The organism is Streptomyces sp. NPDC058470 (genome assembly GCF_042721055.1).
GTDB lineage: Bacteria > Actinomycetota > Actinomycetes > Streptomycetales > Streptomycetaceae > Streptomyces.
Window position 1 is genome coordinate 124,736 of the sequence record NZ_JBHXMF010000007.1, and the last position, 25,890, is coordinate 150,625.

The 25,890-nt window shown below is 71.1% G+C and carries 28 protein-coding genes; 13 read left to right on the top strand and 15 right to left on the bottom strand.

Annotated elements, in window-relative coordinates; genetic code table 11:
- Positions 1-95 precede the first annotated feature (95 nt).
- On the top strand, positions 96-1,439 hold the full coding sequence (locus ACFWP7_RS07490; RefSeq protein ID WP_384377498.1) for a helix-turn-helix domain-containing protein: 1,344 nt from the start codon (positions 96-98) through the stop codon (positions 1,437-1,439).
- Positions 1,440-1,457: 18 nt separating this feature from the next.
- Here ACFWP7_RS07490 and ACFWP7_RS07495 read toward each other — a convergent pair whose 3' ends face one another.
- Positions 1,458-1,979, bottom strand: coding sequence for a MarR family winged helix-turn-helix transcriptional regulator (locus ACFWP7_RS07495; RefSeq protein WP_384377501.1), 522 nt, complete (start codon positions 1,977-1,979; stop codon positions 1,458-1,460).
- A gap of 102 nt (positions 1,980-2,081) precedes the next feature.
- On the opposite strand from ACFWP7_RS07495, the gene ACFWP7_RS07500 reads away from it, so the two are divergent.
- The 5 genes from ACFWP7_RS07500 (at position 2,082) to ACFWP7_RS07520 (ending at position 6,926) form a co-directional block, all read left to right on the top strand.
- Positions 2,082-2,708, top strand: coding sequence for a non-oxidative hydroxyarylic acid decarboxylases subunit B (locus tag ACFWP7_RS07500; protein WP_384377504.1), 627 nt, complete (start codon positions 2,082-2,084; stop codon positions 2,706-2,708).
- Between the two features lie 86 nt (positions 2,709-2,794).
- A complete protein-coding gene (locus tag ACFWP7_RS07505; protein ID WP_384377507.1) occupies positions 2,795-4,258 on the top strand; it encodes a UbiD family decarboxylase in 1,464 nt (487 codons plus the stop codon).
- Positions 4,259-4,352: 94 nt separating this feature from the next.
- Entirely contained in the window at positions 4,353-5,000 is a 648-nt protein-coding gene (locus ACFWP7_RS07510; RefSeq protein ID WP_384377510.1) for a flavin reductase family protein, read from the top strand.
- Positions 5,001-5,124: 124 nt separating this feature from the next.
- Positions 5,125-6,150, top strand: coding sequence for a permease (locus ACFWP7_RS07515; protein WP_384377513.1), 1,026 nt, complete (start codon positions 5,125-5,127; stop codon positions 6,148-6,150).
- Positions 6,147-6,926: a TIGR03943 family putative permease subunit gene (locus ACFWP7_RS07520; RefSeq protein WP_384377708.1), complete on the top strand. Its 780-nt coding sequence runs from the start codon at positions 6,147-6,149 to the stop codon at positions 6,924-6,926. Before ACFWP7_RS07515 ends, ACFWP7_RS07520 begins: the two co-directional genes overlap by 4 nt.
- On the opposite strand, the gene ACFWP7_RS07525 is transcribed toward ACFWP7_RS07520, so the two are convergent.
- Complete coding sequence (locus tag ACFWP7_RS07525) at positions 6,923-7,150, bottom strand: alkyl sulfatase C-terminal domain-containing protein (protein WP_384377516.1); 228 nt, start codon at positions 7,148-7,150, stop codon at positions 6,923-6,925. The two genes, ACFWP7_RS07520 and ACFWP7_RS07525, sit on opposite strands and share 4 nt — an antisense overlap.
- 256 nt (positions 7,151-7,406) lie before the next feature.
- On the opposite strand from ACFWP7_RS07525, the gene ACFWP7_RS07530 reads away from it, so the two are divergent.
- Positions 7,407-9,452, top strand: a complete 2,046-nt coding sequence (locus ACFWP7_RS07530; protein ID WP_384377520.1) for a TerD family protein — start codon at positions 7,407-7,409, stop codon at positions 9,450-9,452.
- Between the two features lie 51 nt (positions 9,453-9,503).
- On the opposite strand, the gene ACFWP7_RS07535 is transcribed toward ACFWP7_RS07530, so the two are convergent.
- The 6 genes from ACFWP7_RS07535 to ACFWP7_RS07560 form a co-directional block, all read right to left on the bottom strand.
- Positions 9,504-9,725, bottom strand: coding sequence for a hypothetical protein (locus ACFWP7_RS07535; protein WP_081218430.1), 222 nt, complete (start codon positions 9,723-9,725; stop codon positions 9,504-9,506).
- A 319-nt stretch (positions 9,726-10,044) separates the two neighbouring features.
- A complete protein-coding gene (locus ACFWP7_RS07540) occupies positions 10,045-11,766 on the bottom strand; it encodes a transglycosylase domain-containing protein (protein ID WP_384377523.1) in 1,722 nt (573 codons plus the stop codon).
- Positions 11,763-12,521, bottom strand: coding sequence for a hypothetical protein (locus ACFWP7_RS07545; RefSeq protein WP_384377526.1), 759 nt, complete (start codon positions 12,519-12,521; stop codon positions 11,763-11,765). The genes ACFWP7_RS07540 and ACFWP7_RS07545 overlap by 4 nt, the downstream gene beginning before the upstream one ends.
- Positions 12,518-13,069: a SigE family RNA polymerase sigma factor gene (locus ACFWP7_RS07550; RefSeq protein WP_384377529.1), complete on the bottom strand. Its 552-nt coding sequence runs from the start codon at positions 13,067-13,069 to the stop codon at positions 12,518-12,520. The genes ACFWP7_RS07545 and ACFWP7_RS07550 overlap by 4 nt, the downstream gene beginning before the upstream one ends.
- Positions 13,070-13,162: 93 nt before the next feature.
- Positions 13,163-13,729, bottom strand: a complete 567-nt coding sequence (locus ACFWP7_RS07555) for a hypothetical protein (protein ID WP_384377532.1) — start codon at positions 13,727-13,729, stop codon at positions 13,163-13,165.
- Between the two features lie 186 nt (positions 13,730-13,915).
- Positions 13,916-14,875, bottom strand: coding sequence for a L,D-transpeptidase (locus ACFWP7_RS07560; protein ID WP_384377535.1), 960 nt, complete (start codon positions 14,873-14,875; stop codon positions 13,916-13,918).
- Between the two features lie 111 nt (positions 14,876-14,986).
- Between ACFWP7_RS07560 and ACFWP7_RS07565 the strand changes: the two genes are divergently transcribed.
- The 3 genes from ACFWP7_RS07565 to ACFWP7_RS07575 all read left to right on the top strand — a co-directional run bounded on the left by ACFWP7_RS07565 (position 14,987) and on the right by ACFWP7_RS07575 (position 16,662).
- Complete coding sequence (locus tag ACFWP7_RS07565; RefSeq protein ID WP_384377538.1) at positions 14,987-15,535, top strand: SigE family RNA polymerase sigma factor; 549 nt, start codon at positions 14,987-14,989, stop codon at positions 15,533-15,535.
- Positions 15,525-16,277 (top strand): L,D-transpeptidase, encoded by a 753-nt coding sequence (locus tag ACFWP7_RS07570; protein WP_384377541.1) that lies wholly within the window; start codon positions 15,525-15,527, stop codon positions 16,275-16,277. The genes ACFWP7_RS07565 and ACFWP7_RS07570 overlap by 11 nt, the downstream gene beginning before the upstream one ends.
- Positions 16,278-16,374: 97 nt before the next feature.
- Positions 16,375-16,662, top strand: a complete 288-nt coding sequence (locus ACFWP7_RS07575) for a ribosomal protein L7/L12 (protein WP_384377544.1) — start codon at positions 16,375-16,377, stop codon at positions 16,660-16,662.
- Positions 16,663-16,698: 36 nt separating this feature from the next.
- Here the strand turns inward: ACFWP7_RS07575 and ACFWP7_RS07580 are convergent, their stop codons facing one another.
- Positions 16,699-17,613 carry a PT domain-containing protein gene (locus ACFWP7_RS07580; protein ID WP_384377547.1) on the bottom strand — a complete coding sequence of 305 codons (915 nt, stop codon included), beginning with the start codon at positions 17,611-17,613 and terminating at the stop codon, positions 16,699-16,701.
- Between the two features lie 300 nt (positions 17,614-17,913).
- On the bottom strand, positions 17,914-18,153 hold the full coding sequence (locus ACFWP7_RS07585) for a hypothetical protein (RefSeq protein ID WP_384377550.1): 240 nt from the start codon (positions 18,151-18,153) through the stop codon (positions 17,914-17,916).
- A 369-nt stretch (positions 18,154-18,522) separates the two neighbouring features.
- On the opposite strand from ACFWP7_RS07585, the gene ACFWP7_RS07590 reads away from it, so the two are divergent.
- On the top strand, positions 18,523-18,726 hold the full coding sequence (locus tag ACFWP7_RS07590) for a cold-shock protein (RefSeq protein WP_010986199.1): 204 nt from the start codon (positions 18,523-18,525) through the stop codon (positions 18,724-18,726).
- 186 nt (positions 18,727-18,912) lie between these two features.
- The gene (locus tag ACFWP7_RS07595; protein WP_384377553.1) at positions 18,913-19,197 is read left to right on the top strand and encodes an SCO5918 family protein; all 285 of its coding nucleotides are present in this window, start codon (positions 18,913-18,915) and stop codon (positions 19,195-19,197) included.
- A 16-nt stretch (positions 19,198-19,213) separates the two neighbouring features.
- Here ACFWP7_RS07595 and ACFWP7_RS07600 read toward each other — a convergent pair whose 3' ends face one another.
- From ACFWP7_RS07600 to ACFWP7_RS07610, 3 genes are all read right to left on the bottom strand, one after another.
- Positions 19,214-19,990, bottom strand: coding sequence for a hypothetical protein (locus ACFWP7_RS07600; RefSeq protein ID WP_384377556.1), 777 nt, complete (start codon positions 19,988-19,990; stop codon positions 19,214-19,216).
- 164 nt (positions 19,991-20,154) lie between these two features.
- Positions 20,155-20,568: an ATP-binding protein gene (locus ACFWP7_RS07605; protein ID WP_384377559.1), complete on the bottom strand. Its 414-nt coding sequence runs from the start codon at positions 20,566-20,568 to the stop codon at positions 20,155-20,157.
- Positions 20,569-20,770: 202 nt separating this feature from the next.
- Positions 20,771-21,688: an alpha/beta fold hydrolase gene (locus ACFWP7_RS07610; RefSeq protein WP_384377562.1), complete on the bottom strand. Its 918-nt coding sequence runs from the start codon at positions 21,686-21,688 to the stop codon at positions 20,771-20,773.
- A 116-nt stretch (positions 21,689-21,804) separates the two neighbouring features.
- On the opposite strand from ACFWP7_RS07610, the gene ACFWP7_RS07615 reads away from it, so the two are divergent.
- On the top strand, positions 21,805-23,985 hold the full coding sequence (locus tag ACFWP7_RS07615; RefSeq protein WP_384377565.1) for a BTAD domain-containing putative transcriptional regulator: 2,181 nt from the start codon (positions 21,805-21,807) through the stop codon (positions 23,983-23,985).
- Positions 23,986-24,173: 188 nt separating this feature from the next.
- Here the strand turns inward: ACFWP7_RS07615 and ACFWP7_RS07620 are convergent, their stop codons facing one another.
- Complete coding sequence (locus ACFWP7_RS07620; protein ID WP_384377568.1) at positions 24,174-24,653, bottom strand: cupin domain-containing protein; 480 nt, start codon at positions 24,651-24,653, stop codon at positions 24,174-24,176.
- A gap of 50 nt (positions 24,654-24,703) precedes the next feature.
- The gene (locus tag ACFWP7_RS07625; protein WP_384377571.1) at positions 24,704-25,774 is read right to left on the bottom strand and encodes an ABC transporter ATP-binding protein; all 1,071 of its coding nucleotides are present in this window, start codon (positions 25,772-25,774) and stop codon (positions 24,704-24,706) included.
- Positions 25,775-25,890 lie beyond the last annotated feature (116 nt).

Here is a 25,890-nt window from a genome sequence, read left to right on the forward strand (position 1 = left end):
GGTTGAGAGTGTCAAAGAGCAAGAGAAGCAAGGGGAGTTGGAATAATAGTCAAGAGTTGACCGAATGTAAGTGTGCTTACTGGCATGCTTAAGTCATGGCGGAGCGCGACGACCCGGAGATCATCGGGCGCAGAGTCCAACAACTGCGTATGAAACGCGGGTTGACGCAGAAGCAACTGGCGGAGCCGGTGTATACGCCCGCTTATATATCCACCCTGGAGGCCGGGCGGGTGCGGGCTTCCGACCCGGCGCTCAGGCACATCGCCGACCGCCTCGGGGTGGCGTACGAGGAACTGGCCACAGGCCGTCCCGCCCATCTCGCCACCGACCTGCGGCTACGGCTCACCGACGCGCAGCGCACCCTCGCCACCGGCGAGGCCGAGGTCGCGGCGGAGCAGTACGACGGGCTCCTCGCGGAGGCGAACGCGCACGGGCTGGTCGCCGAGCAGGCCGCCGCGCTGCTCGGGCTCGGTGAATGCGCCCTGGAGACAGGGGACCTGGAAACGGCGCAGAAGCGGTTCGAGGAGTCCGAGGGGCGGTTGGGTGACGCTCCGCTGCCGAACCGCGTACCGGCCATCCGTGGCCGTGCCGTGTCCCACTACCTCGCCGGTGAACTCCGCTACTCCTGCTACCTGTTCGAGTCCACTCTCGACGAACTGAACCGCACCGGGATGCACGACCCGGACGCCCTGCTGCTTCTCTACACCGGCATCATCGCGCCCTACATGGACATGGGCGCGCACGCCCGCGCCGCTCAGGCCGCGGAGCTCGCCCTCGCGCTGGCGCCGCAGGTGGGCGACCCGGCGCTGGTGGCCCGTATGCACAGGTCGGTCGCCCGGACGATGATCGCCGAGGGCCGGATGGCGGAGGCCGACGCCTCGCTGGCCAAGGCCGCCGAGCTCTACCGCCACCTCCAGATCCGTACGGAACTCGCCAACTGTCACTGGATGCGCGGGTACCTGTACGTCCAGAACGGTGAACTGAAGCGCGCCGAGGCCGAGTTGCGAGAGGCCCGCGCCATGCTCTCCGCCAAGCGTGCCGCCCTCTACACCAGCCAGGTCGCCGTCGAACTGGCGGACGTACTGCACCGGCGCGGCAAGTCCGAGGAGGCCGCCACGCTGCTTCACGAGGTGCTCGGTGACCTCAGTCCCGAGCGGGGCGCCGTCCACTCGGCCGGTGCGCACCGGCTCCTCGGGATCATCGCGGAGGACGCCCGGGACACCGAGTCGGCGGAGGAGCACTACGTGCGGGCGCTGAGCCTCCTGGAACGCGCCGGCGCGGCGGGCGACCTCGCCGACCTCTGCCGTCTCCTCGGCGACCTCCTGCGCCGTACCGGCCGGGTCGAGGCGGCCCTCGACGCCTACCGCACGGGTCTCGGCCACCGCACGGCGCCGGGCACCACCACCCTGGGCCCGGCCCCGGCGCAGCCTCCGCTGTGAGAGGCACCCGCCCGGGGGTCAGGGCTGCTGCCGGCCGGGCTCGCTGATCCAGCGCAGTGCGTCGAGGAGGGCGGCGCGCTGGGCGAGGGGCATGGCGCCCAGCACGGCCTCGTCCACCTCATCGCTCAGCGGATGGAGGCGTTTGATCGTGCCCACGCCCTTCTCGGTGAGCGTGAGCTGCTTGCGCCGCCGGTTGGCGGGATCCACCGCGCGGTTGAGCAGGCCCCGCTGTTCGAGGCGATTGGCCAGCGGCACGAGGGTCGCGAGGTCGATGGCGGTGAGCTCGCCCAGGACGGTCTGGCTGACACCCGGGTGGTTGAAGACGGTCAGGAGCACGGCGTACTGGGCCGGGGTCACATCACCGATGGTCGCGACCCACCGGGCCGTGTAGCTCTGGAGCGCACGCCGGAGCAGATGCAACGGCGAATGCTGCAGCGACTGGGGCGACTGCGGCGGCTGGGGCAACGGGGGCGACTGCTCGGCGGCGATGGATGCCTCCTCCGTGGTGGTTGACGGGTTCTCGGGGGTCTCAGGGTTCACAGGGGTCTCGATGTTCACAGGGGTCTCGACTTGATTCTGGCAGCACGCGTTGTATTGTCGTACACGAATAGTTGCACATGACAGGTTTTCCTGGAGGTCTTCGTGCACAGGCTGATTGTGGGCATGACCGGCGCGACCGGGGCCAAGATCGGGATCCAGCTGCTACAGGAGCTGCGTGCGCAGCCCGAGGTGGAGACGCACCTGGTGATGAGCCGCTGGGCCCGGGCGACCATCGAGCTGGAGACCGACTGGACCGCCCGGGAGGTGGCCCGGCTCGCGGATGTCACGCATGGGCAGGACGACCAGGCCGCCGCGATCTCCAGCGGCTCCTTCCGCGTCGACGGCATGATCGTCGCGCCCTGCAGTGTCAAAACCCTGGCGGCGATCCGGGCCGGTTACGGCGGTGACCTGATCGCCCGCGCCGCCGACGTCACCCTCAAGGAGCGGCGGCGTCTCGTCCTGGTGGTGCGGGAGACGCCGCTGTCGACCATCCATCTGGAAAACATGCTGGCGCTCTCCCGTATGGGCGTGACGATGCTGCCTCCCATGCCGGCGTTCTACAACCGTCCCACCGGCATCGACGACGTGGTCGATCACATCGTCTCTCGTGTGCTGGACCAGTTCGGCCTCGACAGCGGACGCGCCGTCCGCTGGGCCGGACCGGCCACGGCGCGGCGTGTCACGACGCCCCGGCCGGTGACCCCCACGTATGACGAGGCCGCCGGCTGACTCCCGGCGCCCTGAAACCCCTTCCTGTCACCAGCCGCGTGAGTCGGCGCGGCATGCGACAAGCCGAAAGTGAAAGGTAGGACACCATGGCCAGGTTGAAGGATCTGCGTGCCTACATCGACGCGCTGACGGAACTCGGCGACGTACGCCGGATCGACCGAGCCGTCGACCCGCACCTCGAGGTCGGTGCGATCATCCGCCGTTCGTACGAGACCGTGGCCCCCGCGCCGCTGTTCACCCACATCAAAGGCACCGGCCCCGGTTTCCGGCTGTTCGGTGCTCCTGGTGCCCTGAGTTCCGCCGTGGGGCGCCCGCTCGCACGGATCGCGCTGTCACTGGGGCTCGAGTCCGACGCGAGCGCCCGAGAGATCGTCAACACCCTCGCCGACGTGCGGACGCGTGAGCCGATTGCGCCGGTGCTGGTCGACACCGCGCCCTGCAAGCAGAACGTCCTGCTCGGTGACGAGGCATCCCTCGACCGCTTCCCCACGCCCCTGCTGCACGAGGGCGACGGCGGCCCGTACGTGAACACCTGGGGAACCATCGTCGCCCGCACCCCAGACGGCTCCTTCACCAACTGGTCGATCGCCCGGATCATGATGATCGACGGCAAGCACATGACCGGGCAGGTGATGCACCCGCAGCACATCGCCAAGGTGTGGCAGCAGTGGGCCGACCGCGGGGAGCCGATGCCCTTCGCACTGGTCCAGGGTGGCGATCCGGCCCTGCCGTTCATCTCCGGTATGCCGCTGCCCGACGGCGTGGAGGAGTCCGGCTATCTCGGCGCGCTGCTGGGCGAGCCGCTGGAAGTCGTTCAGTGCGAGACCGTCGACCTCCAGGTGCCGGCGAGCGCCGAGGTCGTAATCGAGGGGCACCTGTCCGCGGAACGCAGCGGTGTCGAGGGGCCGATGGGAGAGTTCGCGGGTTACCGGCCCAGCGAGACGTCCAAGCAGCCGGTCTACACCATCGAGGCCGTCACCTACCGCGACGACCCCATCTGGCCGACCGTCGTCGAGGGGGAGCCCGTCGACGAGTACCACACCGCGACCGGGCTGACGCTGGCTGCCGAGGCCCTCGCCGAACTGCGGGCTGCCGGGCTGCCGGTCACGTCCGCGTGGGAACCCTTCGAGGCGGCCGCGCACGTTCTGGTGGTCAGCGTCGCCGCCGACTGGCGCGACCGGCTGCCGGGGGTGGACACCATGGGATTCACTCAGCTGATCACCGACGTCATCGATGCCCAGCGCTTCGATTTCCTGGTGCCCCGCGTCTTCGTCCTGGACGACGATGTCGACGCGTCCGACGTGGGGGAGTTGATGTGGGCACTGGCCACCCGTGTGCATCCCACCGAGCGACGCATCGTGCGCGTGGGGAGGATCCTGCCGCTGCTCTCGGTTTATGGGCCGCAGGAGCGGCACAACAAGAAAGGGCCGAAGGTCACTTACGACGCCCTTCTGCCCTCGGCCGAAGCCGGCCGTGAGCCGCGCAGCTCCTTCCGGTTCATCTTCCCGCGCGAGATCCAGGAGCGCGTTATGGAGCACTGGCCGGAGTGACGGAGCACTGGCCGGAGTGATGGAGCACTGGCCGGAGTGACGGAACGAATTGGGTTCCGGGTCGCCGAAAAGTTTCGAGAAATGGGAGAACACGATGTACTACGAGGTCGGAGTCACTGACCACGGACTCGCCCACAACCCCTTCAAGGCGATCTGCGTACCACGCCCGATCGGCTGGATCTCCACGCTCGACCGTGACGGCCGTCGCAACCTCGCGCCGTTCAGCCAGTCGCAGAACATGGCGTTCGATCCGCCGACGGTGAGTATCGCGATCAACCAGCGGGAAACCGACCATCGAAAGGACACCGTCCAGAACATCGAGGCCACGGGCGAGTTCGTCTGGAACATGGCGACCTATGAACTCCGCGAGGCGGTCAATTTCTCCGGACGGCCTTTGCCCCACGGAGATGACGAGTTCGACTACGCGGGAGTGACAGCGGCGGAATCCCGCGTCGTGAAGGCGCCCAGGGTTGCCGAGTCTCCGGTCAACATGGAATGCCGGTACGTCCAGACGGTTCGGATCCCAGGCAATGCGGACCAGACGACCGACCTGGTCATCGCCCGCGTTGTGGCCATCCATATCGCCGATGAGGCCATCTCGGACGGGATGCTGGACGTGCTCAAGATCCGGCCCCTGGCCCGGCTCGGGTACAACCAGTACACATCAGTTGAATCCGTATTCACCATGACGATTCCAGGTGGAAACTCCGATCTCGCGTCCGGACTTGAGGGACGGGGTTGACGGGGTCAGGGCCTGCCTGCCGCACAGCCTCCTCTTCGGCGTTTACGGGGTCCCGCACAGCGCCCGCGGTTAGCCTGCGGGGGCGTACGAGCGGCACACCCCAGGGCAGGCGGGAACCAGGCGCGTGGAGAACCAGCACTACCCGGCGCGCCGGCGCGGTCTGGCCGACAGCGCACGCATAGCCGCCCGCACCCTCGTCTACCTCGTCCTCGGCGGACTCGCGCTGACGGCGATAGGCACCGTCGCCTCGGTCCTCGGCCCGATGCTCGCCCTGGACCTCGCCACCCCCGCGATGTCGGCGTGGTGGACGGTCTTCACGGCCGTAGTCGTACAGGGCGTCCCCTTCCTCCTGCTCGGCACACTCGTATCGGCGGCGATCGGCGCCTTCGTCCCCGAGCGGGTGTTCAGCAAGCTGCTCCCCAGCAACCCTGCGCTGGCGGTACCCGTGGCCGGCGCGGCCGGCGTCGTACTCCCGGGCTGCGAGTGCGCCTCGGTCCCCGTCGCGGGGAGCCTGATGCGCCGCGGGGTCACCCCGGCCGCCGCCCTCGCGTTCCTGCTCTCCGCTCCCGCGATCAACCCGGTCGTGATGGTCGCCACCTCGATCGCCTTCCCGGCCAACCCGATGATGGTGCTCGCCCGGCTGGTCGCCTCCCTCGCGACGGCCGTCGTGATGGGCTGGCTGTGGGTCCGCTTCGGGCGGGAGGAGTGGATCCGGCTGCCGAAGCAGGCCCGTACGAGAACCACCGGCTCCCGCTTGGACGGCTTCCGTGCCGGGCTTCAGCACGACTTCCTGCATGCGGGCGGGTTCCTCGTCCTGGGCGCGGGGGCGGCAGCGACGTTCAACATCGTGGTCCCGAGGTCCATCCTCGACCTCTTCACCGGCTCTCCGTGGCTGTCGGTACTGCTGCTCGCGGTACTGGCCGTCGTGCTCTGCGTGTGCAGCGAGGCCGACGCCTTCGTGGCCGCTTCGCTGACGGGCTTCTCGCCCACCGCGCGGCTGGTCTTCATGGTCGTCGGCCCGATGGTGGACCTGAAACTGATCGCCCTCCAGGCGGGAACCTTCGGAAAGTCCTTCGCCGCGCGCTTCTCCTCCGTGACATGGGTGGTGGGTCTGGTGAGCAGTGTTCTGGTGGGGTGGTGGCTGCTGTGAGGCGCTACGGCCCCGCGCTGTTGCTCCTGCTCAGCGGAGCGGCGGTCCTGAGAATCACCCTCTTCAGCGACCTGTATCTGCGGTATGTGCAGGCGGGGCTGAAGGCGTACCTCATCGCAGCCGGGGTGGTCCTGCTGGCGCTGGGCGCGCTGAGCGCCGTACGCGCGACGAGAACGCACGACTACGAGGACGAAGCCGAGGACCGTGCCGGGGACGAAGCCGAGGACCGTGCCGGAGACGAGGACGTCGAAGACGACCAAGGTCACCGTCACGACCACCACCGCACCCCCCGCATCGCCTGGCTACTAGCCATCCCCGCCGCCGCCCTCCTCCTCTTCCCGCCCCCGGCCCTCGGCTCGTACAGCGCGGACCGTGAGGCCGAGCAGCACGCGGCCCAGGGGATCGGGACGTTCCCCGCGCTCCCCACCGGGGATCCCGTGGACCTGACCCTGGGCGAGTACACCGCCCGGGCGATCTACGACAGCGGCAGGTCGCTGACGGGTCGCACGGTCCGGGTGACGGGCTTCGTCACCCGGGGCGACAACGGGACCTGGTATCTGGCCCGGCTCCTCATCACGTGCTGCGCGGCCGACGCGAGCACGTACAAGATCCAGATCACCGGCGCCGACGCCCCCGTGAACGACACCTGGGTCACCGTCACCGGCACCTGGCACCCCAAGGGCAAACTCGGCTCGGACGAGGCCTGGCCGCCCGTACTGGACTCGACATCGGTGCAGAAGGTGAAGGAGCCGGCGAACCCGTACGAGCGCCGTTAGGGCGTCACGATGGGGAACGCTTTGTCCGGCGGCTCCGAGGCGTACGAGAGGAGGCGGGCCAGCAGCTCCGGATCGCCGTCCGTCTCGATGCCGGCGAGGCCCTTGCCCGCGAAGACGCCGAGCAGCTGCGCCCTGGTGAGGATGAGCGTCAGACCCGCGTGTGGCTTCGGTGTGTGGTGGACGGGCATCGCGCGGTGGGTGAGGGCGCCGTTGTGGAGGTTCACACGGTGGTGACCAGATCCTCGAAAGGCGGCTCTTCCCGCGACAGAGCGTCCCTGGGGCCAGCCTGTGCGGCGGCAGGGCGAGGAGCTAGCGGGGTGGGCCGTTCGGGGCGGGGAGTACCGGCACGGACGAACCGCCGCCAACTCGCCGGGGTCGGCGTAGGGTGACCCACGATGCGCTGGGTGTGGGGTGCGTCACACATTGCTACGAAACAGGCCGCCGGGGGCTCCTGAGCGGCATGTGCATCTGGGGGGCCTCATGCACGAGATGGTCAAGGGCGGCAACGTAGGTCTGGCGTCCTTGAGTGAGGACACCGGCTCCGTGATGGTGAGCCTGAGCTGGAGCAGCCCGACGGGGGAGGGCGACGCGGACGTCTCCGTCCTGCTGCTGAGCGCCGACGGCAAAGTACGCGCTGACACGGACTTCTACTTCTACAACAACCCCGTCGCGCCCGACGGGTGTGTGCAGCTCCTGGGCAAGTCACCGACGGCGGACGGCAACGAAGACCGTATGACCTTCGACCTGACCGCGATTCCAGCGGAGGTCGAGCAGATCGTCGTGGCGGCGAGCCGCTACGAAGGCGCCAGATTCGGGGACCTGCACGACCTGCGTCTGACACTCGCGGACGGCGCCGGGGAGAACCTCTTGCGGTTCTCCATCGAGGACGCGGGAGCGGTCAGCGCGCTGCTCTTCGGTGAGTTCTACCGGCGGGGCGGTGACTGGAAGTTCCGCGCGATCGGGCAGGGGTACGAGTCGGGCCTCGCGGGTCTGGCCACCGACTTCGGCGTCGACATCGACGACGAGGCGGAACCGGAGGACGGGGAGGTGGAGGGCGCGGGGACCGAGGAGGTGGCCTCGGCCACTCGTGTGCCGGCCGTCACGAGCCTTGTCCCGGTGCAGGCGCAGGCGCAGTCCAGCGCTCAGGCGGTGAGCGAGCCCGCGGTGGCTGTGGCCGCCAAGACGGCGCCGCGCCCTCGTACCGCCAAGAAGAAGGTCACGCTGCCCAAGGTGGCCAAGAAAACCCTCGCCGAGAACGACTCCTGGCGGACGGCCCGGCTCTTCCCCGCCCCCGCACTGAAGAGCGACCGGGAGCGGGAGACCCGGGCGACGTCCGTGCTGCTCTCGGTGATGGCACAGGTGCCGGAGTTCGGCCGCCGTCTGACGGCGGCCTTCGGCGCACCGGCCGGACGGATGGAGACGTTCACGGAGGTCTCGATGCCGAACGGGGAGTCTCCGCGGCGGCCGGACGGTGTGATCCGGGTGGAGCGGGCGGGCAAGCTGTGGACCGCCCTCGTGGAGACGAAGACGAACGGGAACTCCCTCAAGCCGGAGCAGGTGCAGGCGTACGCCGACATCGCCGCTCGGCGGGGCTACGAGGCCGTGATCACCCTGTCCAACGACGTCGAGCTGGACGGCACCCCGCTCATCGACGTCAGGATGGACGGACGGCGCAAGAACAAGGTGGCGCACTGGCACCTGTCGTGGGCCGACGTGACACATCAGGCCCAGATGCTGATCCGCCACGAGGGTGTCGCCAACGCCGCCCACGCGTGGCTGCTCCAGGAACTCCTGCACTACCTCCAGCACGAGAACTCCGGCTGCCACGGCTTTCAGAACATGGGCCCGGCCTGGGTGCCCGTGCGCAAGGGGATCGATGACGAGACCCTGTGCCAGGGGGATCCGCGGGCGGTGCACGTCGTCGAGAGCTGGGAGCGGCTCGTCCGGCAGGTGTGTCTGCGGCTGGGCGGCGAACTGGGACAGAAGGTGCTCCCCGTGCAGCGGGCCAAGCGCGGCACGGATCCGCGGGCCCGTCGCGCGGCTCTGGCGGATCAGCTGTGTATGGACGGAAAGCTGGACGCCGAGCTGCGTATCGAGGGAACGGCCGGCATCCTCGCGCTCTGCGCGGACCTGCGCACGGGAAAGTTGCGTACGTCCATCGAGATCGCGGTACCCGAGCAGGGGTATCCGCTCACCTGGGCCAAGCGGCTCATCCGCAGTCTCGACGAGGCTCCGGCCGACCTGCACGTCGAAACCCTTGTCGCAGGTCAGATGGGTGGGCCACGGGGCACCTTGGAACGGCTCCGCCCCGAGCCGGCGGACGTTCTGCCCAGGAGCGGCGCCCGGATCTCCGGCTTCCGGCTCTCCCTCTTCCGAGGGATGGGCAACACCCGGGGCAACGCCGAGACCGGATTCATCCGCAGTGTCGATGAATCCGTCGACCGCTTTCACACGAACGTAGTCGTCCACCTCCACCGCCGCTCACCGCGGGTTCCGCACGCTGCGGAGGCGGCTGTCGCGGGGTGAGGTGGACGGGGGTGGAGGTGGACGGGTGACGGACCAGTCACTATGTGCGGGTCAGAGCCGGTCCATCCGGGTGTAGGGGCTGAGGACGCGGACCTGGCGGGCGCCGAAGTCGACGAGCATCGCGATGCCCTCTTCGACACCGACGATCGTGCCCAGGCCGTACTGGTCGTGGGAGACGCGGTCTCCGAGGCTGAACTCCTTGGCCACGGGGACGACCGGGGCGGCGAAGGGGCTGGTGGGCAGGTGGCGCCGGGGCGCGGATGGCTTCGTCATCGTAGAACCAGTATGGGCCCTATTTCGGCCTGCGGTAGAGCTTGAAGGTCTCGATCCCGGCTCTGGGCGGAGTCGATCTCGGCTCTGGATCGCTTCCTGCGCTCAACCGTTCGGGCAGGGCCTCGGTGGTCCCGCAGCTCCGCGGGACTGTTCATCGGGCTGCTCTGACAGGGGTGGGGGGCGAGGTCACGGTGTGTCTCGTCGGGGCGGTCCGGTGGTGGCGGGGCGAGGTCATGGTGTGTGCCGTCCGGGCGGTCCGGTGGTGGCGGGGGTGAGGTCATGGTGTGTGCCGTGTGCGGGGTTGGTTGTGCGCTGTGTGTCACTCCGGCTTCTGCCACGGCTGGTCCGTCGGCCCCGGGACCGGTACGGCTGCCTCCCAGGCCCCCGGTGCCAGCCGGTTCCGTACGTCCGCGTTGACGCGGAGGGCCAGGTCGGAGGTGCCGGAGGGGAGCTGGGCCGTGCGGGCCGGCTGTTTGCCAGCGGCGGGGTGCTGGGCGAAGAGGGCGACGGTGACGGCGAGCCGGTCGTCGTACGTGGTCTGCCAGAGGGTGCGGGTTCCGGCGCCGCCGGTGTGCGCGGGCACCGGGTCGATGGGGCCGGTGGTCCCGCTGTACAGGCGCTTGGCGATCATCTCGCCGGCGAAGGGCTCCATCGCGGTGTGGGTGCGGGGCTGCGCCTTGTACACGGTGTGCCCGGCCCGGGTGATCTTCGCGACCGTGTAGGGCTCGGCGTACGTGCCCTGGGCCGCTGCCGTGGCCCATGCCGAGGCCAGCTCCAAGGGGGTGGGTGCGGTCCTGCGTGGCAGGTCCGTCAGCGGAGCGCCGAGCTTCGTCCCGGCGAACGGTTCGAGCGCCGTGCCCGCCTCCACGGCGCCGTTCAGCGCGTCGTTGAAGGGCTGCCGCGCGTAGTCCGCGCCGCCGTACAGCACCCGGACCGCTCCGTCGCCGGGCACCAGCGCGACGACGGAGGTGTGGAGTTGAAGATCCTTGTCCGAGAGCTTGGCGTCGTCGACCATTTCCGCCGCCGCGTTCTGGGCCGTGAGGTCGAAGGTGGTGTGGACGGTGTAGCCGCCGCGGGCCAGCTCGTCCTGGGTGATGCCGAGGCGGTCGGCGGCCTCCGCGGCGGCCGCGTCGATCAGGTACTGGCGCTGCCCGTCCGTGTCACCGGGCGGATAGAAACGGAAGGCGGGGAAACGCGCCGCGCTCCGCTCGGCGGCCGTGACGGCGCCGCTGTCCTCCATCGCGTCCAGTACCCACTCCCACCGGGCCAGCAGCGTGTCCGTCACCTCCGGGTCGGAGCCCGCCTTCTCGTAGTACGAGGGGATGTTGACGATGCCCGCGAGCGCCGCTCCCTGACTGATCGTCAAGTTCTTGGCGTCCACGCCGAAGTAGTTCCGGGCGGCGGCCTGGATGCCGGCCGCGCCCCGCCCGAAGTAGACGGTGTTGAGGTAGCCCTGAAGGATCTCGTCCTTCGACCGGGTGCGGTCCAGCTTGACGGCGATCAGGGCCTCCCGCACCTTGCGGGACACGGTCTGCTCGGGGCTCAGCAGCGCGTTCTTCACGTACTGCTGCGTGATCGTCGAACCGCCCTGCGGGGCACCCCCGGTCACCGCGGCGAGCGCCGCCCGCGCGATCGCGGTCGGGGCGACCCCCGTGTCCGTACGGAAGGACCGGTTCTCGGCGGCGATCACCGCCTCCTGCACGTGGCGCGGGACCTGGGAGAGCGGCACCTCCTGCCGGTCCACCGGGCCGCGTCTGCCCAGGTAGTCCCCGTGCGAGTCGACGAAGACCGTGCTCTGCATCGCCGTCTCCGGGTGCGGCTCGGGGATGTCCGTCATCCGGTACGCCACCACGGCCGCGCCGACGAGGGTGACGAGAAGGACGAGGAGTACGGCGAGGGTGCGACGCAGCCGGCGGCCACGGGTGCGGCGGACGCGTATGCGACGGGCGCGGACCCGGCGTACGAGGCCGGCGCGCCGGGCGCGAACGGTAGCCGCACCACTCCGCACAGCCGCGCGGACGCTGCGCAGGGTGGCCCTCATGTGGCGAACTCCTGGCTCGCGATCACTCCGCCCGCGGAGTCGTACACCGTGACTTTCTCGGCGACACCGGCCGTCAGCGAGTCCGAGGTCGGCGTCTGGGACTGCGGCACCTTCACCTCCGCGTACCAGACGCCCCAGCCGGGCTCACCCGCCAGCGTGAGCGCGGTGCCGTCGATGTAGCCCGCGACGGTCCTCACCTCGACGCGGGCAGGTTCGCCGGGGCCGTGGAAGATGCCGGAGAGGAAGGAGACGCCGTCGTGCGTCGACTCCTGGACGCTGACGCCGGGACTGCTCAGGTCGAGGTTGCCGTCGCTCACGCTGCGGAACTGGGTCGGGTGATCCGGCTCCGACCAGTGCTTGCCGTCCTCCGTGAGCCAGATCTCGGTGCCGGGCGAGACCTCCACCCGCTCGCCGGGCGTCACGATCCGCACCTTCCCGGCGAGCTCCGTGGAAGTGGAGGGCGTCGGACCGGCGCTCGCGGCCGGCGGCGTGACCCGCTCGCTCTCGCCCTGCCCGGAGGACAGGTCAGCGCGGAGCACCACCACGGCCAGCGGCACCAGCAGCACCCCGCAGGCGGCCCCCAGCGCCGCGGCCGTACGGCGCCGTCTGCGCCGTCGGCCCGCGCGCTCGATGGCGGCGATCGGCACGGCGGAGGGCGTGACGTCGAGGGCGGCCTCGGCGAAAGCCTCGTGCAGCTCCTCGTACAGGCCCTCGGGCTCCGAGGTGGGACTCTGCGGACGGGAGGGGCGGTTCATGGGCGGGCTCCGGAAACGGGGTGTCGGCCGGCGAACAGAGGGTGGACGCGCAGGGACTCCAGGCCGCGCCGGGCATGGGTCTTGACCGTGCCGACCGAGCAGCCGAGCAGCTGCGCGATCTCGGCCTCACCCAGGTCCTCCCAGTAGCGCAGCACCAGCACGGCCCGCTGCCGGGCCGAAAGGGAGTCCAGCGCCTGGCCGAACGCCGCCCGCTGCTCGACGGCCTCGGCGTGCCCCGGCTCGCGCAGGTGTATCCGCTCGGGCAGGAACGGCGTCAGCAGATGGACGACCCGTCTTCTGCGCACCCGGCTGAGGTTGTTGTTGACCAGCGAGCGGCGTACGTAGAAGTCGACGTCGTCGCGCGGGATGCGCCGCCAGCGGGCGTACACCTTGACCAGCGTGGTCTGGACGAGATCCTCGGCCTCGTGGAAGTCGCCGGTGAGCATGTGCGCGGTGCGCACCAGGCGGGGCCACGCAGCGGCGGCGTACGTGGCGAACTCGCCGTCAGCGGCGGGGACTTCGGGGGCGTCGGTGGAGTTGTGCTGCACGGCCGGCGGTGTCCCTCGGAATCGGGTTCGTGGGGGGAGGGGGCGGCACGGGGGAGTCGAGACCTGAACAACCCGACTCCCCCGCCCGCGGGCTCAGTTCAGCTTCAGCTGGGAGTAGACCCGGCCTCTGGTGTCGTAGACGGTGACGGAGTGGAAGGCGTCGAAGCCACCCTCATCGCTCACCGGCACGTCGGCGGTGGCGTACCAGACGCCCCAGCCCGGCCTGCCCGCCAGCTCCAGCAGCTTGCCGTGCACGGTCCCGACCGAGGTCTCGACGGCGACCCGCGAGGCGGTGCCCTTGCCGCCGTAGTACAGGCCGGAGAGGACGTAGTGCCCCTGAACGCCCTCCGCCTGGACCGAGACGCCCGGCCGGCCGAGGTCGATGTTCCCGTCGACCACGCTGCGGAACTGCGGCTCGGGATCGTCAGGTGTGGTCCAGTGCTTGCCCTCCTCGGTGAGCCAGAGCTCGAAGCCGGGTTCGCCGCCCGTGACGTGCTCGCCGGGGGCGACGATCTGTGCCGAAGGCGTCTGCCTGGCGGTGTCGTACGCCGCCCTCCCCGGCGCGGCGGCGTACGACGCCGTGGGCACGGCCACCAGCGCGGCGGCGACCGCCGCGATGGCGACGTACTTCTGTATCCGTGTCGTGGACATCCGTGTCATGGACGGACAACTCCTCGTGTTGCGCGGACCCTTGAGGATCCGGATGAGTGAGACCAGTGCTGCTGTGGGACGAGCACTGCTGTGGGACGAGCACTGCTGTGGGTCGGAGAGCGCCTCTCCACCCGTCAGAACTCCCGGCGGCCGCAGCCGGGATGACACAGGCACCGGATTTCTTCGGCCGGTGTGTCACGTCAGCGCGCTGCCCGCCCGCCACTGCTCCCAGCTCGCGTTCCAGTCGCCGTAGCCGTTGCCGACGTCGACGGTGTCCTTCGAGCCGACGACCTCGACGACATCGCCGGGGATGACCTCGTCGTAGAACCGCTTCGCCGTGCCGTCCGTCGCGAGCCCGACGCAGCCGTGCGTGACGTTCTGGTTGCCCGCATACGTGTTGGCCTTCGGGTTCTCGTGGAGGTAGGTGCCCGAGGTGGTGAGGTGGACGGCGTAGGAGTAGTAACCCGCGTACGCGTCGCCGTAGTTGACCGTGCGTGAGTCCATGAAGACCTCGCGCTGCTTGTCGGAGACGACCATCGTGCCGTTCCAGGTGTCCATGCCCGGGGCGCCCGCGGTGACCGGAACGGTCCGGGTCCGGCCGTCCTTGACCACCGTCATGGTGTGGCTGCGGACGTCGACCGTGGCGACGAGCGAACGGCCGACGGTGAAGTGCCGGGTGATCCCGGAGCCCGCCCGGACGGTGACCTCGGCATCAGGACTCCAGTACTCGCGCGGACGGAAGTCGACGCGCTGCCCGTCGAGAAGATTGCGGTCCTTGACCCAGCTCCAGGAGCCCTCGACATCGGCCGAGACCCTCAACTGCCGCTCGGTGGCGGCCCGTTCGGCGGCAGGTATCGCGTGGTCGAAGGTGACGGATATCGGCATACCGACACCCATGGTCTGTCCGTCGGCGATATTGATGTGCGCGCCGTCCAACGCCCTGAGCGGCGTCTGCGTGGGCGTGGGCTTCGCCGTGACACTCGGCTTCGCCTCCGCCACCCGGGCGTTCGGCTCCTGCGGTGTCCCCCCGGCCACCGCCTGTGCCGAACAGCCCGCGAGCGCGAGCACGCACAAGGCCGCCGCGCTCACTGCGCGCGCCGCCCGGCCGCTCCGCACTCCCCCGGTCCTCGCGGTCGTTCTGGTCCCCGTGGTCATCCCGATCCCCCTGTGATGTGTTTCGATGTGCGACGTACGGGACCTGTACGCACGGCACCGACCGCCGGGTTGCACGGGACGTGGGATTTTCCGGAAACTCCGGCGGGGGGCATGACAGAGGACGAGTTCGACGCGTTCTACGCGACCGCGTTCCCCCGGCTGACCGGCCAGCTCTACGCCTTCACCGGGGATCACGGCGAGGCACAGGACGTGGTCCAGGAGGCGTTCGTCCGCGCCTGGGACCAGCGCCGGGAGTTCCTGCTCGACGGGGCGCCGGAGGCGTGGATACGGACCGTGGCGATGCGGCTCGCGGTGAGCCGCTGGCGCCGTGCGCGCCGCTGGCTGGAACTGGTGCGCAGGAATCCGCCGCCGCAGCACGTCCCCGGGCCCGACCCGGAACGCGCCACCCTGGTCGCCGCGTTGCGCACACTGCCCGAACCGCAGCGGATGGCGCTGGTCCTGCACCATCTGTGCGACCTGAGTGTCGAGCAGGTAGCCTCCGAAACCGGCGCCCCCGTGGGGACGGTCAAGGCCCGGCTGTCCCGTGGCCGGGCGGCGCTGGCGCGGGAGCTCACGACGGACTCGACGGGCGGCGCGGGCTCGGCCGGTTCCTCCGGGTCGGTCGGCGAAGGGGAGCGGGAGGACGACCGTGTCCGATGAACTCACCTCCGAACTCACGGCGGAACTGCGCGAGTTGGCCGCCGCCGGTGAGACACCTCCGGCGCTGTCCGGCGCGGAGATCCGCGGCAGGGCGGCACGCCGCCGACGCCACCGCCGTACGGCTGCGACTGCCGTCGGCGCCTCCGCCGCGGCTGCGCTCGCCCTCGTCGTGGCGCTGAACCTGGGCGGCGGAGCCGCGGACCGGCACCCGTCCCCGGCGGGGAGCCCCACCGGAACGCCCAGTGTTCCCGCGACGCCGGACGCCACGGTCAACCTGTCCCGGCGGGTGGTCACCGTCGCGGGCCGCGAACTGCCGGTCTCCTCCGGCGCCTTGGAGACACCCACGGCGACAGGCCGGATGACGGTCACCGCCAAGGCGAGCACGAAGGTGATGCCCAGCGAGGACATCGTCGGCCCCGGCTACGACCTCAAGGTCTCCTGGTTCATCGAACTCCTCGCCGCCGACGGCAGGACGAACTACATCGCCGCTCTCTCCTACGACGAGAAGGCCCCCGGCGTCTACGACCGCACGTCCGGCTGGATCGGCCTGCGCATGAGCGACGCGGAGTGGCTGTACGGGCAGCTGGCGGTGGGCTCGGTGGTCGACATCGAGGGCACGGCGCCCACAGCGACGCCCGAGCTGTCGACAACACCTTCCGCGGCCACGCCCGAGCTGTCGACAACACCCTCCGCGGCCACGCCCGCCGGGGACGCGGCGGCACCGACGGCTACGGGCCCGTGACCTCTATCGCCCCGCTCTCGGAGGCCGAACGGGCCACGCTGCCGGGCCTGTTGGGCGGGGTGGGCGCGCGCGTCGTCGCCGCCTAGGATCCCGCACCATGGAAATGACAGGACTCCTGGTCGTCGCCGCGATCGTGTTTGCGAGTGTCGCGGGGCTGGAAACCAAGCTCAGCCGGACCGACCGCAGAATCGCCCGAGTCGAAAAGAAGCTCGACCTGATCATCGGCCACCTCGGCATCCACGAGGACGATTCCGAGTTGGCGGAGGTGGCCGCGTTTCTGTGGGACGGCAAGAAGATCCAGGCGATCAAGGCCTACCGGGCGGCTACGGGTGCCGGCCTCAAGGAGGCGAAGGAGGCCGTGGAGCGCATGGGGAGCATGGCGTAGAGCCTGTTCCGAAGCCCGGACGAACTCCCGCTGTGGTCAGCCCTGTCGGGCGGAGGGGCGGACAGAGGGACCGGCGGAGGGACCGGCGGAGGGACCGGCGGAGGGGCGGACAGAGGGACGGCCGGAGGGACGGCCGGAGGGACGGGCGGAGGGGCGGGGTGCCGGGGACTTCTTCGCGAGGACGTCCTGGAGGCGCTGGGTGCCCAGTTCGATCGCCCGGTTCGTGAAGTCCTCCTCGGCGCCGCCGAGTCCGCCGTTGGTGAGGGAGACGGCCCGGTCGCCGACCCGCACGGCGGCGAAGTCCAGTGTCAACGTCGAGGTCTCGCCGTACGGATCGCCCTCACCGCTCATGGTCATCCGCAGTCCCTCGCGGGCGTCACCCACACCGGGCAGTTTCGCCGGGACGACCGTCACCGTCTGCCGCCCGCCCCGGACATCGGTGGACGTGAACTCCGCGCACTTCACCGGCAGCGTCCGCAGCCAGGCCATCTTCGCGTCCACTTCCGCCGGTCCGCCGTACGCGGCCACCTGGTAGCGCAACTGCGCCTCGCTGTCGCTCTCGTCGAGGCCGACGACCGCGCCGGCGCCCTTCGGCTTCCCGAGCAGATCCTCGGCGTACAGGCCGTCGAGCAGCCGCTGACAGTCCGCGACGTCCGTCCTGCCCTTGAGGAGACCGTCCCGCCAGGTCGCCCCGCCCTGCGTCGCCGACCACCGCTCGCCCAGTTCGGTGGGGCCGAGCAGGGCGTCGTGCGCCTGTGTGACGGTGAGCGAGGGGGTGGCGGACGCGGCGGGGGACGACGGGGCGGCGGGAGACGCCGTGACCCTTTCGTCGGTCGCCTCCTCGCCGGGTTGCTCGAAGACCGAGCAGGCGGACACCGACACCAGTACGCCCACCGTCAGCGCGGCGGCAAGAGCAGTGGAGGCGAGGACACGGGACGGACGAGGGTTCATGGCGGGGGCCTCCTGAGAACGCGGCGGTTCCCCCACGCCACCACCGGACCTCCGCCCCCACCAGCGCACCGGTCCGTCCGGGTGAGTCCCGGGCCGTGGGGTGGGCCGGCGCCAGGGACTGGCGGGTTGGTGGGGAGGTCGGCACCCGAGCCGTGAGGTGGGTCAGCCAGTCGGCACCCGGATCCGGCGGGTGGGTCAGCCAGTCGGCGCCAGGGCCTGGCGGGTCGGTGGGGAGGTCGGCACCCGGGCCCGGCGGGTGGGTCAGCCCACGGAGAAGCAGGGCCCGCCGGGTCGGTCCGGTCAGGAGGCCGACACTCGGACCCGTCGGCTCCCGCACTTCCCGCACACCGCGTCGGTGAGCGGTGACCTGATGGCGGCGCCGTCCTCGTCGACGTACTCCTGAGTGGTCTGTCCCGTCGGGTCGAGCGGGTCGAGCGGGTCGGTGAAGAACATCAGCCGGAACGTCGCCTGCCAGCTGTGCCCGCAGTTCCCGCAGGCGAACGCGAAGGTCTCCCGGACCGCGCCGGGCTCGGTCGTCATGCCCCCAGCGCACCGCGGGCGGCGGGGCCCGGCAAGTCGGGAGCGCGCCCGCCGACGGCGCACGGCAGGTGATCACTGCCTCCGACGGGGGTGAATATCTGTCCTGACAGATGGAGAAATTGGAGTGCAGTGCGGGGAGTTTCTTTATTCCCCCGAGACGGGTGAGATAGTGCGCCCCCTCCGCGCCCGTCCCGTGCTAGTGTCGATATCAGTTGCAGTTGTGGTTCCCAAAGTCTTGGAGCTTGCTTTCCGGTCCGTACCGGGAAGTCGGCTTCTGAATATCCGGTGCTTATCCGGAGGGGGCAACATCGCGCAGACGCGGACCCACACAGTGTGGGTCCTCGAGCTTTGCCCCGAAGGAGATTTGACATGGCTACTGGCACCGTGAAGTGGTTCAACGCGGAAAAGGGCTTCGGCTTCATCGAGCAGGACGGCGGCGGCGCCGACGTCTTCGCCCACTACTCGAACATCGCCACCCAGGGCTTCCGTGAGCTCCAGGAAGGCCAGAAGGTGACCTTCGACGTCACCCAGGGCCAGAAGGGCCCCCAGGCGGAGAACATCGTCCCCGCCTAGTCCGGGACCCCCGCTGACGCCTGACTCCTGAGTCGGCCGACGCTTACAGGTGGCCGGGACCTGCACCCTGAGGTGCGGGTCCCGGCCACCTGCTTTTTGTTTATTCCCGCATTAAATTTCCGGCGAATTTCCCGTGACGCCGTGCCTCCTTTCCGGTGCTCGGAAACTTCCCTCGCGGAGGCACCCATGCGTTGTGTGATCGCCCGTTTCCCCTTCGACCTCATCAAGGGCGAGGTCGAGCACTCGATGGCGGACGTCCAGCCCGAAGCCGTCACCGGCGCGTCCGTGGTCATCGGTCCGCTTACCTACCCCGTCAAGCAGGTCGGCGAGATCATCACCCGGCAGGACCGCCGCGACTTCACCGAGTTCGAGGTGGCCCGCGCGCTCACCCGCCTCGGGTTCGTCTGCCGCACGGCCGCCGCGCCGACGCAGCCCCCCACGCGCACCGACTGGACGGCCGAACCGGCGTAGTCTCCGCGCCCGGGCATCAGCTCCACGGCGCGCTCGGGACGCCTGCGCGAGCCCGGGTCTTCGCGAAATCCACCGTTGCCTTCCGACCGGGGGCGACCTCGGCCGTGACCCGGCGCAGGTCGCCGACCGCGTCGACGGAGTAGGTCTGGGCGAGCGCCGAGGCTTCGGGGTGGGCGCTGCCGCCGCCCGGGGCGGGGGGCGCCAACCGCGGGGATTCGACGGGGAGCCGGGTGCTCGCCGGGCCGTCCGCGGTCACGGACACGCTCGCCGGGCGGTCCGCGGTCACGGTCAGCGCCAGACGCAGTGCCTGGTCCAGCGGAGCGGTCCCGTAGGGATGGCGGGCCCAGTGGCCGGACTTCAAAGTGCTTGCCCGACGCGCCGCCTGGACGGCGGTGGTCACCGGGCCCGGGGCGGCCGGTCTCGCCTTGGTGGCAAGGGTGTTGTCGGGGGCCGACGCCGGAGACCCGGCCACGGCGACGCCCTCCAGGTCCCAGGCGAGCAGGCCACGCATGATGTGGCCGTCGTCCGTCACCTCGTACACCCCGACCGCCCGGTGCAGGCGATGGTCGGCCACGGCGCGCACCGTCACCGTCCCGCTCCCCGCGGAGGGGAGCCGCACGGTGACCTCCGAGGGGCCGGCGGCCGTGGATGTCCGGAACCGGGTCAGCGCCATCGCCGTGCGCCGGTCCTCGTCCGCGGAGTCGGCACGCGAACCGGAGCCCGCGCTGTCGTCCCCGCTTCCTGCGATGAGCACCGCGGTCAGCGCAGCGCCCGCGACCGCCGTCGCTGCCACGGCCGACACCCGGACTTTCCGAGTACGGGGTACGCGCAGGAAGCGGGAGATACGAGAGAGGCGCATGGTTCGTCTCTACATGCGCGTGGGGTGATCATCGGCCTACGCCGGTCGGCGGGCCGCGCCGCGTCACCCTCCCGGGCGCACACGGCCGGAACGGTCGCTCACACCGCCAGGACCGCGCGGACCGTCTTGCCGCCGAAGCCGGTGCTGACGACCTCCAGGCGATGGGCGAGATGCTGGACCATCGCGAGACCGCGGCCGCTCTCCGAGTCGGTGTCCAGCGGGCCGACACTGGGCCGGCCGGGGCTGTCGTCGTGCACCTCCACCGTCACCTCGCCGTGCGCCACCTGAAGGCGCAGCCGACAGCCGGTACGGCCGTGCCGGACGGCGTTCGCGACGAGTTCGGAAGCTATCAGCGTGGCGTCGTCCACCTGGTCGGCGGTCGGCGCGTCCATCCGCGGCCGGGTGAGGAACGCCGAGGTGAGTCTGCGGGCCCTCCCCGCCGACACTGCTGTGCGCGGCAGTGTGTACTCGACGCGGGCGGTCTGCCGGACGGCGCGCTCATGCGCACGCATGACACCTCACTCCCCTCCAGGACGGTCGGCATTCCCGGCGGTCGGACCCCCCGCCAACCGGGACCCGCGCGATACGGTGCGCGGCCGGTCCTGCCTACGGGTCATGCCCACGCTGAGTGATCCGCAACCGGCGTCCGACGTCACAAAGGCGCTAAGAGAGTTTCGGGGGGTACGGGGGGTACGGGGGGTACGGGGGCGCCTGTCAGGGGGTCCGGGTGAGCAGATCCCGTACCGCCTCGGTGACTTCGGCGGGTGCCTCCTCCGCCATGAAGTGGCCGCAGGAGACGGTGCGGTGGCGCAGGTCGGTCGCCCAGGCGGCCCACCGGGCGGCGGCGTCGAAACCGAGCGCCGCGCCCCAGTCCTGCTGAAGGACGGTGACCGGCATCCGCAGCCGGTTGCCGGACTCGCGGTCGGTCAGGTCGTGTTCGATGTCGATACCGGCGGAGGCACGGTAGTCGGCGACGATTGACGGCACCGCCTCGCGGGAGGCCTTGAGGTAGGCGGCGCGGATGTCGTCCGGGATGGCCGCCGACTCCGAATCCCGTGTCCACTGGTCGAGGAAGTGGCCGAAGAACGCGTCCGGCGCCGCGCCGATCAGTTGCTCCGGCAGACCCGGCGGCTGGGCCATCAGGTACAGGTGGAAGGCGACCGCCGCGGTCGTGCCGTGCAGCACGTCCCACATGTCCAGCGTGGGCAGCACGTCGAGCGAGGCGAGATGGGTGACCGTGTCGGGGTGGTCGAGCCCGGCACGGATGGCGACGAGCGCCCCCCGGTCGTGGCCGACCAGGGCGAAGCGGTCGTACCCCAGTGCGCGGGCGAGCATGACGATGTCGGCGGCCATGGTGCGCTTGGAGTACGTCGTCGGGTCCGCGTTCTCCGCGGGCTCGGCCGGCTTGTCGCTGGCGCCGTAGCCGCGCAGGTCGGGGCAGATGACCAGGTGGTCGGCGGCGAGGTCGGCGGCGACATGCCGCCACATCAGGTGGGTCTGCGGGAAGCCGTGGAGGAGGACGACGGGGGTGCCGCCGGAGCCGCCGACGGCGACATTCAGGGACACGTCGGTGGCGACCGGGATGCGGTGGTAGGCGAAGCCCGGGATGGTCGGGGGTGTGCTCGGGGGCATGGGTTTCTGCCTCTCGGAAGGGTGCGGGAGCAGGACGCCTTGAGCTTGCCGGGCGTGAATCAGCGGTGAATCAGCGCGCGTACGGTGACGGGTGGGCGGCCGGAGAGGGTGGTGGCGTGGAGCAGCGGGTCGTCTTCGGGGTGCTCGGGGCCGTCGTGGCAGAGCGGGACGGGGGCTCGCTCGCGTTGAAGGGGCCGCGGCACCGGGCCGTGCTCGCCCGGCTGATCGTGGCCCGTCGGCGGGTCGTGCCTTTCGTCCGGCTGGTCGACGACCTGTGGGAGGACCCGTCGACGGGCGCCGTGGGTGCGCTGCAGACCTTCGTCGGCGCGCTCCGCCGGGCCCTGGAACCGGAGCGGCCACCGCGGGCGCCGGCCCGGCTGCTGGTCACCGAGGGGACCGGATACGCCTTGCGTGCCGCGCCGGACGCGGTGGACGCGTGGCGGTTCGAGGCGGCTGTCGCGGATGCCGTGAAGCTGCCCGCCGAGGAGGCGCTCGGACGGCTGGAGGAGGCCCTCGGGTGGTGGCGGGGGCCCGCGTACGTCGAGTTCGCGGGGGAAGGGTGGGCTCGGGCGGAAAGCGCCCGGCTGGCCGAGCTTCGGCTTCAGGCCGTCGAGGGGCGGGCTGCGGCTCAGCTTGCGCTGGGCCGTGCGGGGGAGGCGGTTGCCGATCTCGATGCGTACGTCGCCGAGCATCCCTGGCGTGAGGGTGCCTGGGGGCTGCTCTCCCTCGCGCTTTACCGGGTGGGGCGGCAGGCGGATGCGCTCGCTGTGCTGCGGCGGGCGCGGGTCGCGTTGGCCGACCAGTTGGGGCTGGACCCTGGGCCCGGGCTGCGGCGGCTGGAGGCGGACATCTTGGCGCAGGCGCCGGGGTTGGACGGGGGTGGTTCTTCGCCCCCTCCGCCCCTGCCCATCCCCTCTTCCTGGGGCTCCGCCCCAGACCCCGCTCCTCGAACGCCGGAGGGGCTGACTCCAGCCCGTCCGGCGTGTGAGGACCAGGTCGTTCAGGCAGAACGGGGGTCTGGGGGCGGAGCCCCCAGGTACGGGATGGGTAGGGGCGGAGGGGGCGAAGAACCCCACGGCCCGCACCTCGACGCCGCCGCGCAGGTCTGGACACAGGCCTCCGCCGCCTATGACCGTGCCGTCGGTGCGGGGCCGCGGGCCCGGCTGGAGTCCGCTGTCGGCCTGATGCGGAACCTCGCGGTGACGGGCGGCGGGGGGCTGGAGGCGGCGCGGGAGCACCGTATGGCGGTGGTCGCGGCGGCGGAGGAGACCGGTGACGTGGAGCTGACCGCGCGGGTGATCGGCGCGTACGACGTCCCCGCGATCTGGACGCGAGCCGATGACCCGGAGCTCGCCGAGCGCCTCGTCGCGGCGGCCGAGCGCACCCTCGCCGCCCTGCCGAGGGACCCGGCGTACGACGGGGCGCGTTGCCGCCTGCTCGCCACCATCGCGCTGGAGATGCGCGGTACGCACGCGCCCCGCGGACCGGAGGCCGCCCGCGAGGCGGAGGCGATCGCCCGCCGTCTCGACGACCCGGCGCTGTTGGTGTTCGCCCTGAACGGGACGTTCATGCAGTCCTTCACCCGGGCCGGCCTCGCCGCACGGCGGGACGGGATCGGCGCGGAACTGATCGCCCTGTCCGCCCGGCACGGCCTGACGACCTTCGAGGTCCTCGGTCATCTCATCCGGGTCCAGTCCCGCAGTGCCCTCGCCGACTTCCGTACGGCGGACGAACACGCCGCCGCGGCGGACCTCCTGGCGGAGCGTCACGACCTGCCGCTGGTGGGGGTGTTCACCGAGTGGTACGCGGCACTGCGGCTGGCGGCCTCGGATCACCGGGAACGGGCCGAGGCCGCGTACCGGGCCGCCGCCGCGCGGCTGGACGGCGCCGGGATGCCCGGCCTGGACCGCGGGCTCCTCGCCCTGGCCCTGCTGAGCCTCCGGGTGCCGCCGAGCGGCGCGGACCCGCGCGCGGACTGGGGCCCGTACCGCCCCTGGGTCGAGCCGCTGGCCCTCCTGGAGGCCGGCCGCCGGGCGGAGGCGGCCGTCGCGCTGGATGCCGTGCCTGAGCCGCCCCGGGACCTGTTGTACGAGGCCCTGACCTGCCTGGAGGCCACCGCCGCGCTGGCCCTCGGCGACCGCCGGGTTCTGGCCCGGACCCACGCCCGCCTCCGCCCGGCCACCGCCGAACTCGCGGGCGCGGCAAGCGGTTTGCTGTCACTCGGTCCCGTTGAGCACTGGCTTGCGCGGATCGAGACGGCACTGCGCGCTCCGGGGGCGCCTACCGGGCACCGGTGACGAAGGATGACGCCGGAGCTCGCGGCCCGCCCCCTTCTCGTCCGGAGCGTCAGTGCTCGGCAGAGTCCTCGGTGAACAGGTTCCGGTGGTCGGGTCTCCGGAACCTGGAGGGATTTTGGGCAGGGCGCCCGGCCGAGGGGCTGGGATCACTTCTTCGTGGGTCGAAGAAACGTTCACAGCCGCGGTGCTCAGTCCCGGGAGTCGATGAGTCGGAAGTCCGCGTAGTCGAAGCCCGGCGCCACGATGCAGCTGACCAGGACCTCCTGGTCGGTTGCCGGGTGGGCGGACTGCCAGGTGCCGCCGGGGACGAGAGCCTGGGGGCGTTCGCCGTTCTCCACGTCCGGGCCGAGGCGGATGACTTCGGGGGCCTTGTCCGGCTGGTCGGCGTCGCCGCCGAGGAGGAGTTCCAGGGGGCCGCCGCGGTGCCAGAGCCAGAGTTCGTCGGAACGGACCGTGTGCCAGGCGGAGGTGTCGCCGGGGGCGAGCAGGAAGTGGATCGCGGTGGCCGCGGCGCGGGGGCCGGTGTAGCCGTCGGGACGGAAGGTCTGCGGCGACCGCCATGTTTCGACGAACCAGCCGCCTTCCGGGTGCCGTTGCATGCCCAGGGCGGTGGCCAGCGCCGGGGTGCCGGGGGCGGGGGTCTCGGAATTGCGAGGGGTCGGTGTCACAGGGTCTCTTTTAGCGGATCGCGGGACTTGAGGGGGATGTTCGTGGCCGCTCACGCCGGATACGCGTGCGTCTGCACTGCCTTCACGGTCGCCCAGACGGGCGCGCCGGGGTGCAGATCGAGTTCGGCGGCGGCGACGGTGGTGAGGTCGGCGGCCAGCGGGAGTTCGCCGGTGAGGTCCGCGCGGATCTGGTCGCCGTGTGTTTCCAGGCCGCCGACCTCGCAACTCCACAGATTGCGTGCGCTGGAGCCGGTGGGGCGGTCGCGGTGGAGGGTGACGGCGCTCGGCGGGAAGGCGACGAAGACGGGACCGGTGAGGTCCTCGGTCGTCGTGATCGCCGGGCCCGCGTCCAGCCGTACCGTGTGGCCGTCCGCCCGGCCCCGGTAGAGGTTGAGACCGACGAGCTGGGCGATGTAGTCGGTGCGCGGGTGGCGCGCGATGTCCGACGGGGTTCCGTCCTGGACCGCGCGGCCGTCCTCGATGACGACCAGCCGGTCCGCGAGCACCATCGCGTCCAGCGGGTCGTGTGTCACCAGTATGGCCACGGCCTCGAAGTCGGCGAGATGGCGCCGGAGTTGGGCCCGTACGTCGAGGCGGGTACGGGCGTCGAGCGCGGCGAGCGGTTCGTCGAGCAGGAGCAGCCTGGGGTGGGTGGCCAGCGCGCGGGCGAGGGCGACGCGCTGGGCCTGACCGCCGGACAGCCGGCGGGGCTTGGCGCCCCCGTGGTCGGCCAGGCCCATCCGGTCCAGCCAGCCGGCCGCCTGGGCGCGGGCCTCCGCCTTCGACACGCCCTGGCAGCGCGGCCCGAAGGCGACGTTGTCGAGTGCGGTGAGGTGCGGGAAGAGCAGATAGTCCTGGAAGACGACGCCGACGGGACGGGACTCGGGCGGCGTACGGTCCAAGTCGCTGCCGTCCAGGCGTAGATGACCGCCGGTCGAGAGCGGCGTGAGTCCGGCCAGGGCACGTAGTGCGGTGGTCTTGCCGGCGCCGTTCGGGCCGAGGAGCGCGACGACGTCGCCGGGGGCGGCGGTGAGCGTGACGTCGAGGTGGAAGGAGCCGCGGTCGACGACGAGTCGGGTGTCGAGGCCCTTGTCGGACACGAGGGATGCGTCGGCTGTCATGGCGTCCCTGTCGTGCGGTGGTTCTGCAGGTTGGTCGGTACCGTGATCGGTGCGTTGGTCGTCATGGCGTCCCTGTCGTGCGGTGGTTCTGCAGGTTGGTCGGTACCGTGATCGGA

Excerpts from the sequence above, each read along its gene's own strand:
- ACFWP7_RS07490 (WP_384377498.1), top strand. The coding sequence starts at position 96 with ATGGCGGAGCGCGACGACCCGGAGATCATCGGGCGCAGAGTCCAACAA.
- ACFWP7_RS07505 (WP_384377507.1), top strand. The coding sequence starts at position 2,795 with ATGGCCAGGTTGAAGGATCTGCGTGCCTACATCGACGCGCTGACGGAA.
- ACFWP7_RS07510 (WP_384377510.1), top strand. The coding sequence starts at position 4,353 with ATGTACTACGAGGTCGGAGTCACTGACCACGGACTCGCCCACAACCCC.
- ACFWP7_RS07530 (WP_384377520.1), top strand. The coding sequence starts at position 7,407 with ATGCACGAGATGGTCAAGGGCGGCAACGTAGGTCTGGCGTCCTTGAGT.
- ACFWP7_RS07535 (WP_081218430.1), bottom strand. The coding sequence starts at position 9,725 with ATGACGAAGCCATCCGCGCCCCGGCGCCACCTGCCCACCAGCCCCTTC.
- ACFWP7_RS07540 (WP_384377523.1), bottom strand. The coding sequence starts at position 11,766 with ATGAGGGCCACCCTGCGCAGCGTCCGCGCGGCTGTGCGGAGTGGTGCG.
- ACFWP7_RS07545 (WP_384377526.1), bottom strand. The coding sequence starts at position 12,521 with ATGAACCGCCCCTCCCGTCCGCAGAGTCCCACCTCGGAGCCCGAGGGC.
- ACFWP7_RS07555 (WP_384377532.1), bottom strand. The coding sequence starts at position 13,729 with ATGACACGGATGTCCACGACACGGATACAGAAGTACGTCGCCATCGCG.
- ACFWP7_RS07560 (WP_384377535.1), bottom strand. The coding sequence starts at position 14,875 with ATGACCACGGGGACCAGAACGACCGCGAGGACCGGGGGAGTGCGGAGC.
- ACFWP7_RS07565 (WP_384377538.1), top strand. The coding sequence starts at position 14,987 with ATGACAGAGGACGAGTTCGACGCGTTCTACGCGACCGCGTTCCCCCGG.
- ACFWP7_RS07575 (WP_384377544.1), top strand. The coding sequence starts at position 16,375 with ATGGAAATGACAGGACTCCTGGTCGTCGCCGCGATCGTGTTTGCGAGT.
- ACFWP7_RS07580 (WP_384377547.1), bottom strand. The coding sequence starts at position 17,613 with ATGAACCCTCGTCCGTCCCGTGTCCTCGCCTCCACTGCTCTTGCCGCC.
- ACFWP7_RS07585 (WP_384377550.1), bottom strand. The coding sequence starts at position 18,153 with ATGACGACCGAGCCCGGCGCGGTCCGGGAGACCTTCGCGTTCGCCTGC.
- ACFWP7_RS07590 (WP_010986199.1), top strand. The coding sequence starts at position 18,523 with ATGGCTACTGGCACCGTGAAGTGGTTCAACGCGGAAAAGGGCTTCGGC.
- ACFWP7_RS07595 (WP_384377553.1), top strand. The coding sequence starts at position 18,913 with ATGCGTTGTGTGATCGCCCGTTTCCCCTTCGACCTCATCAAGGGCGAG.
- ACFWP7_RS07605 (WP_384377559.1), bottom strand. The coding sequence starts at position 20,568 with ATGCGTGCGCATGAGCGCGCCGTCCGGCAGACCGCCCGCGTCGAGTAC.
- ACFWP7_RS07610 (WP_384377562.1), bottom strand. The coding sequence starts at position 21,688 with ATGCCCCCGAGCACACCCCCGACCATCCCGGGCTTCGCCTACCACCGC.
- ACFWP7_RS07625 (WP_384377571.1), bottom strand. The coding sequence starts at position 25,774 with ATGACAGCCGACGCATCCCTCGTGTCCGACAAGGGCCTCGACACCCGA.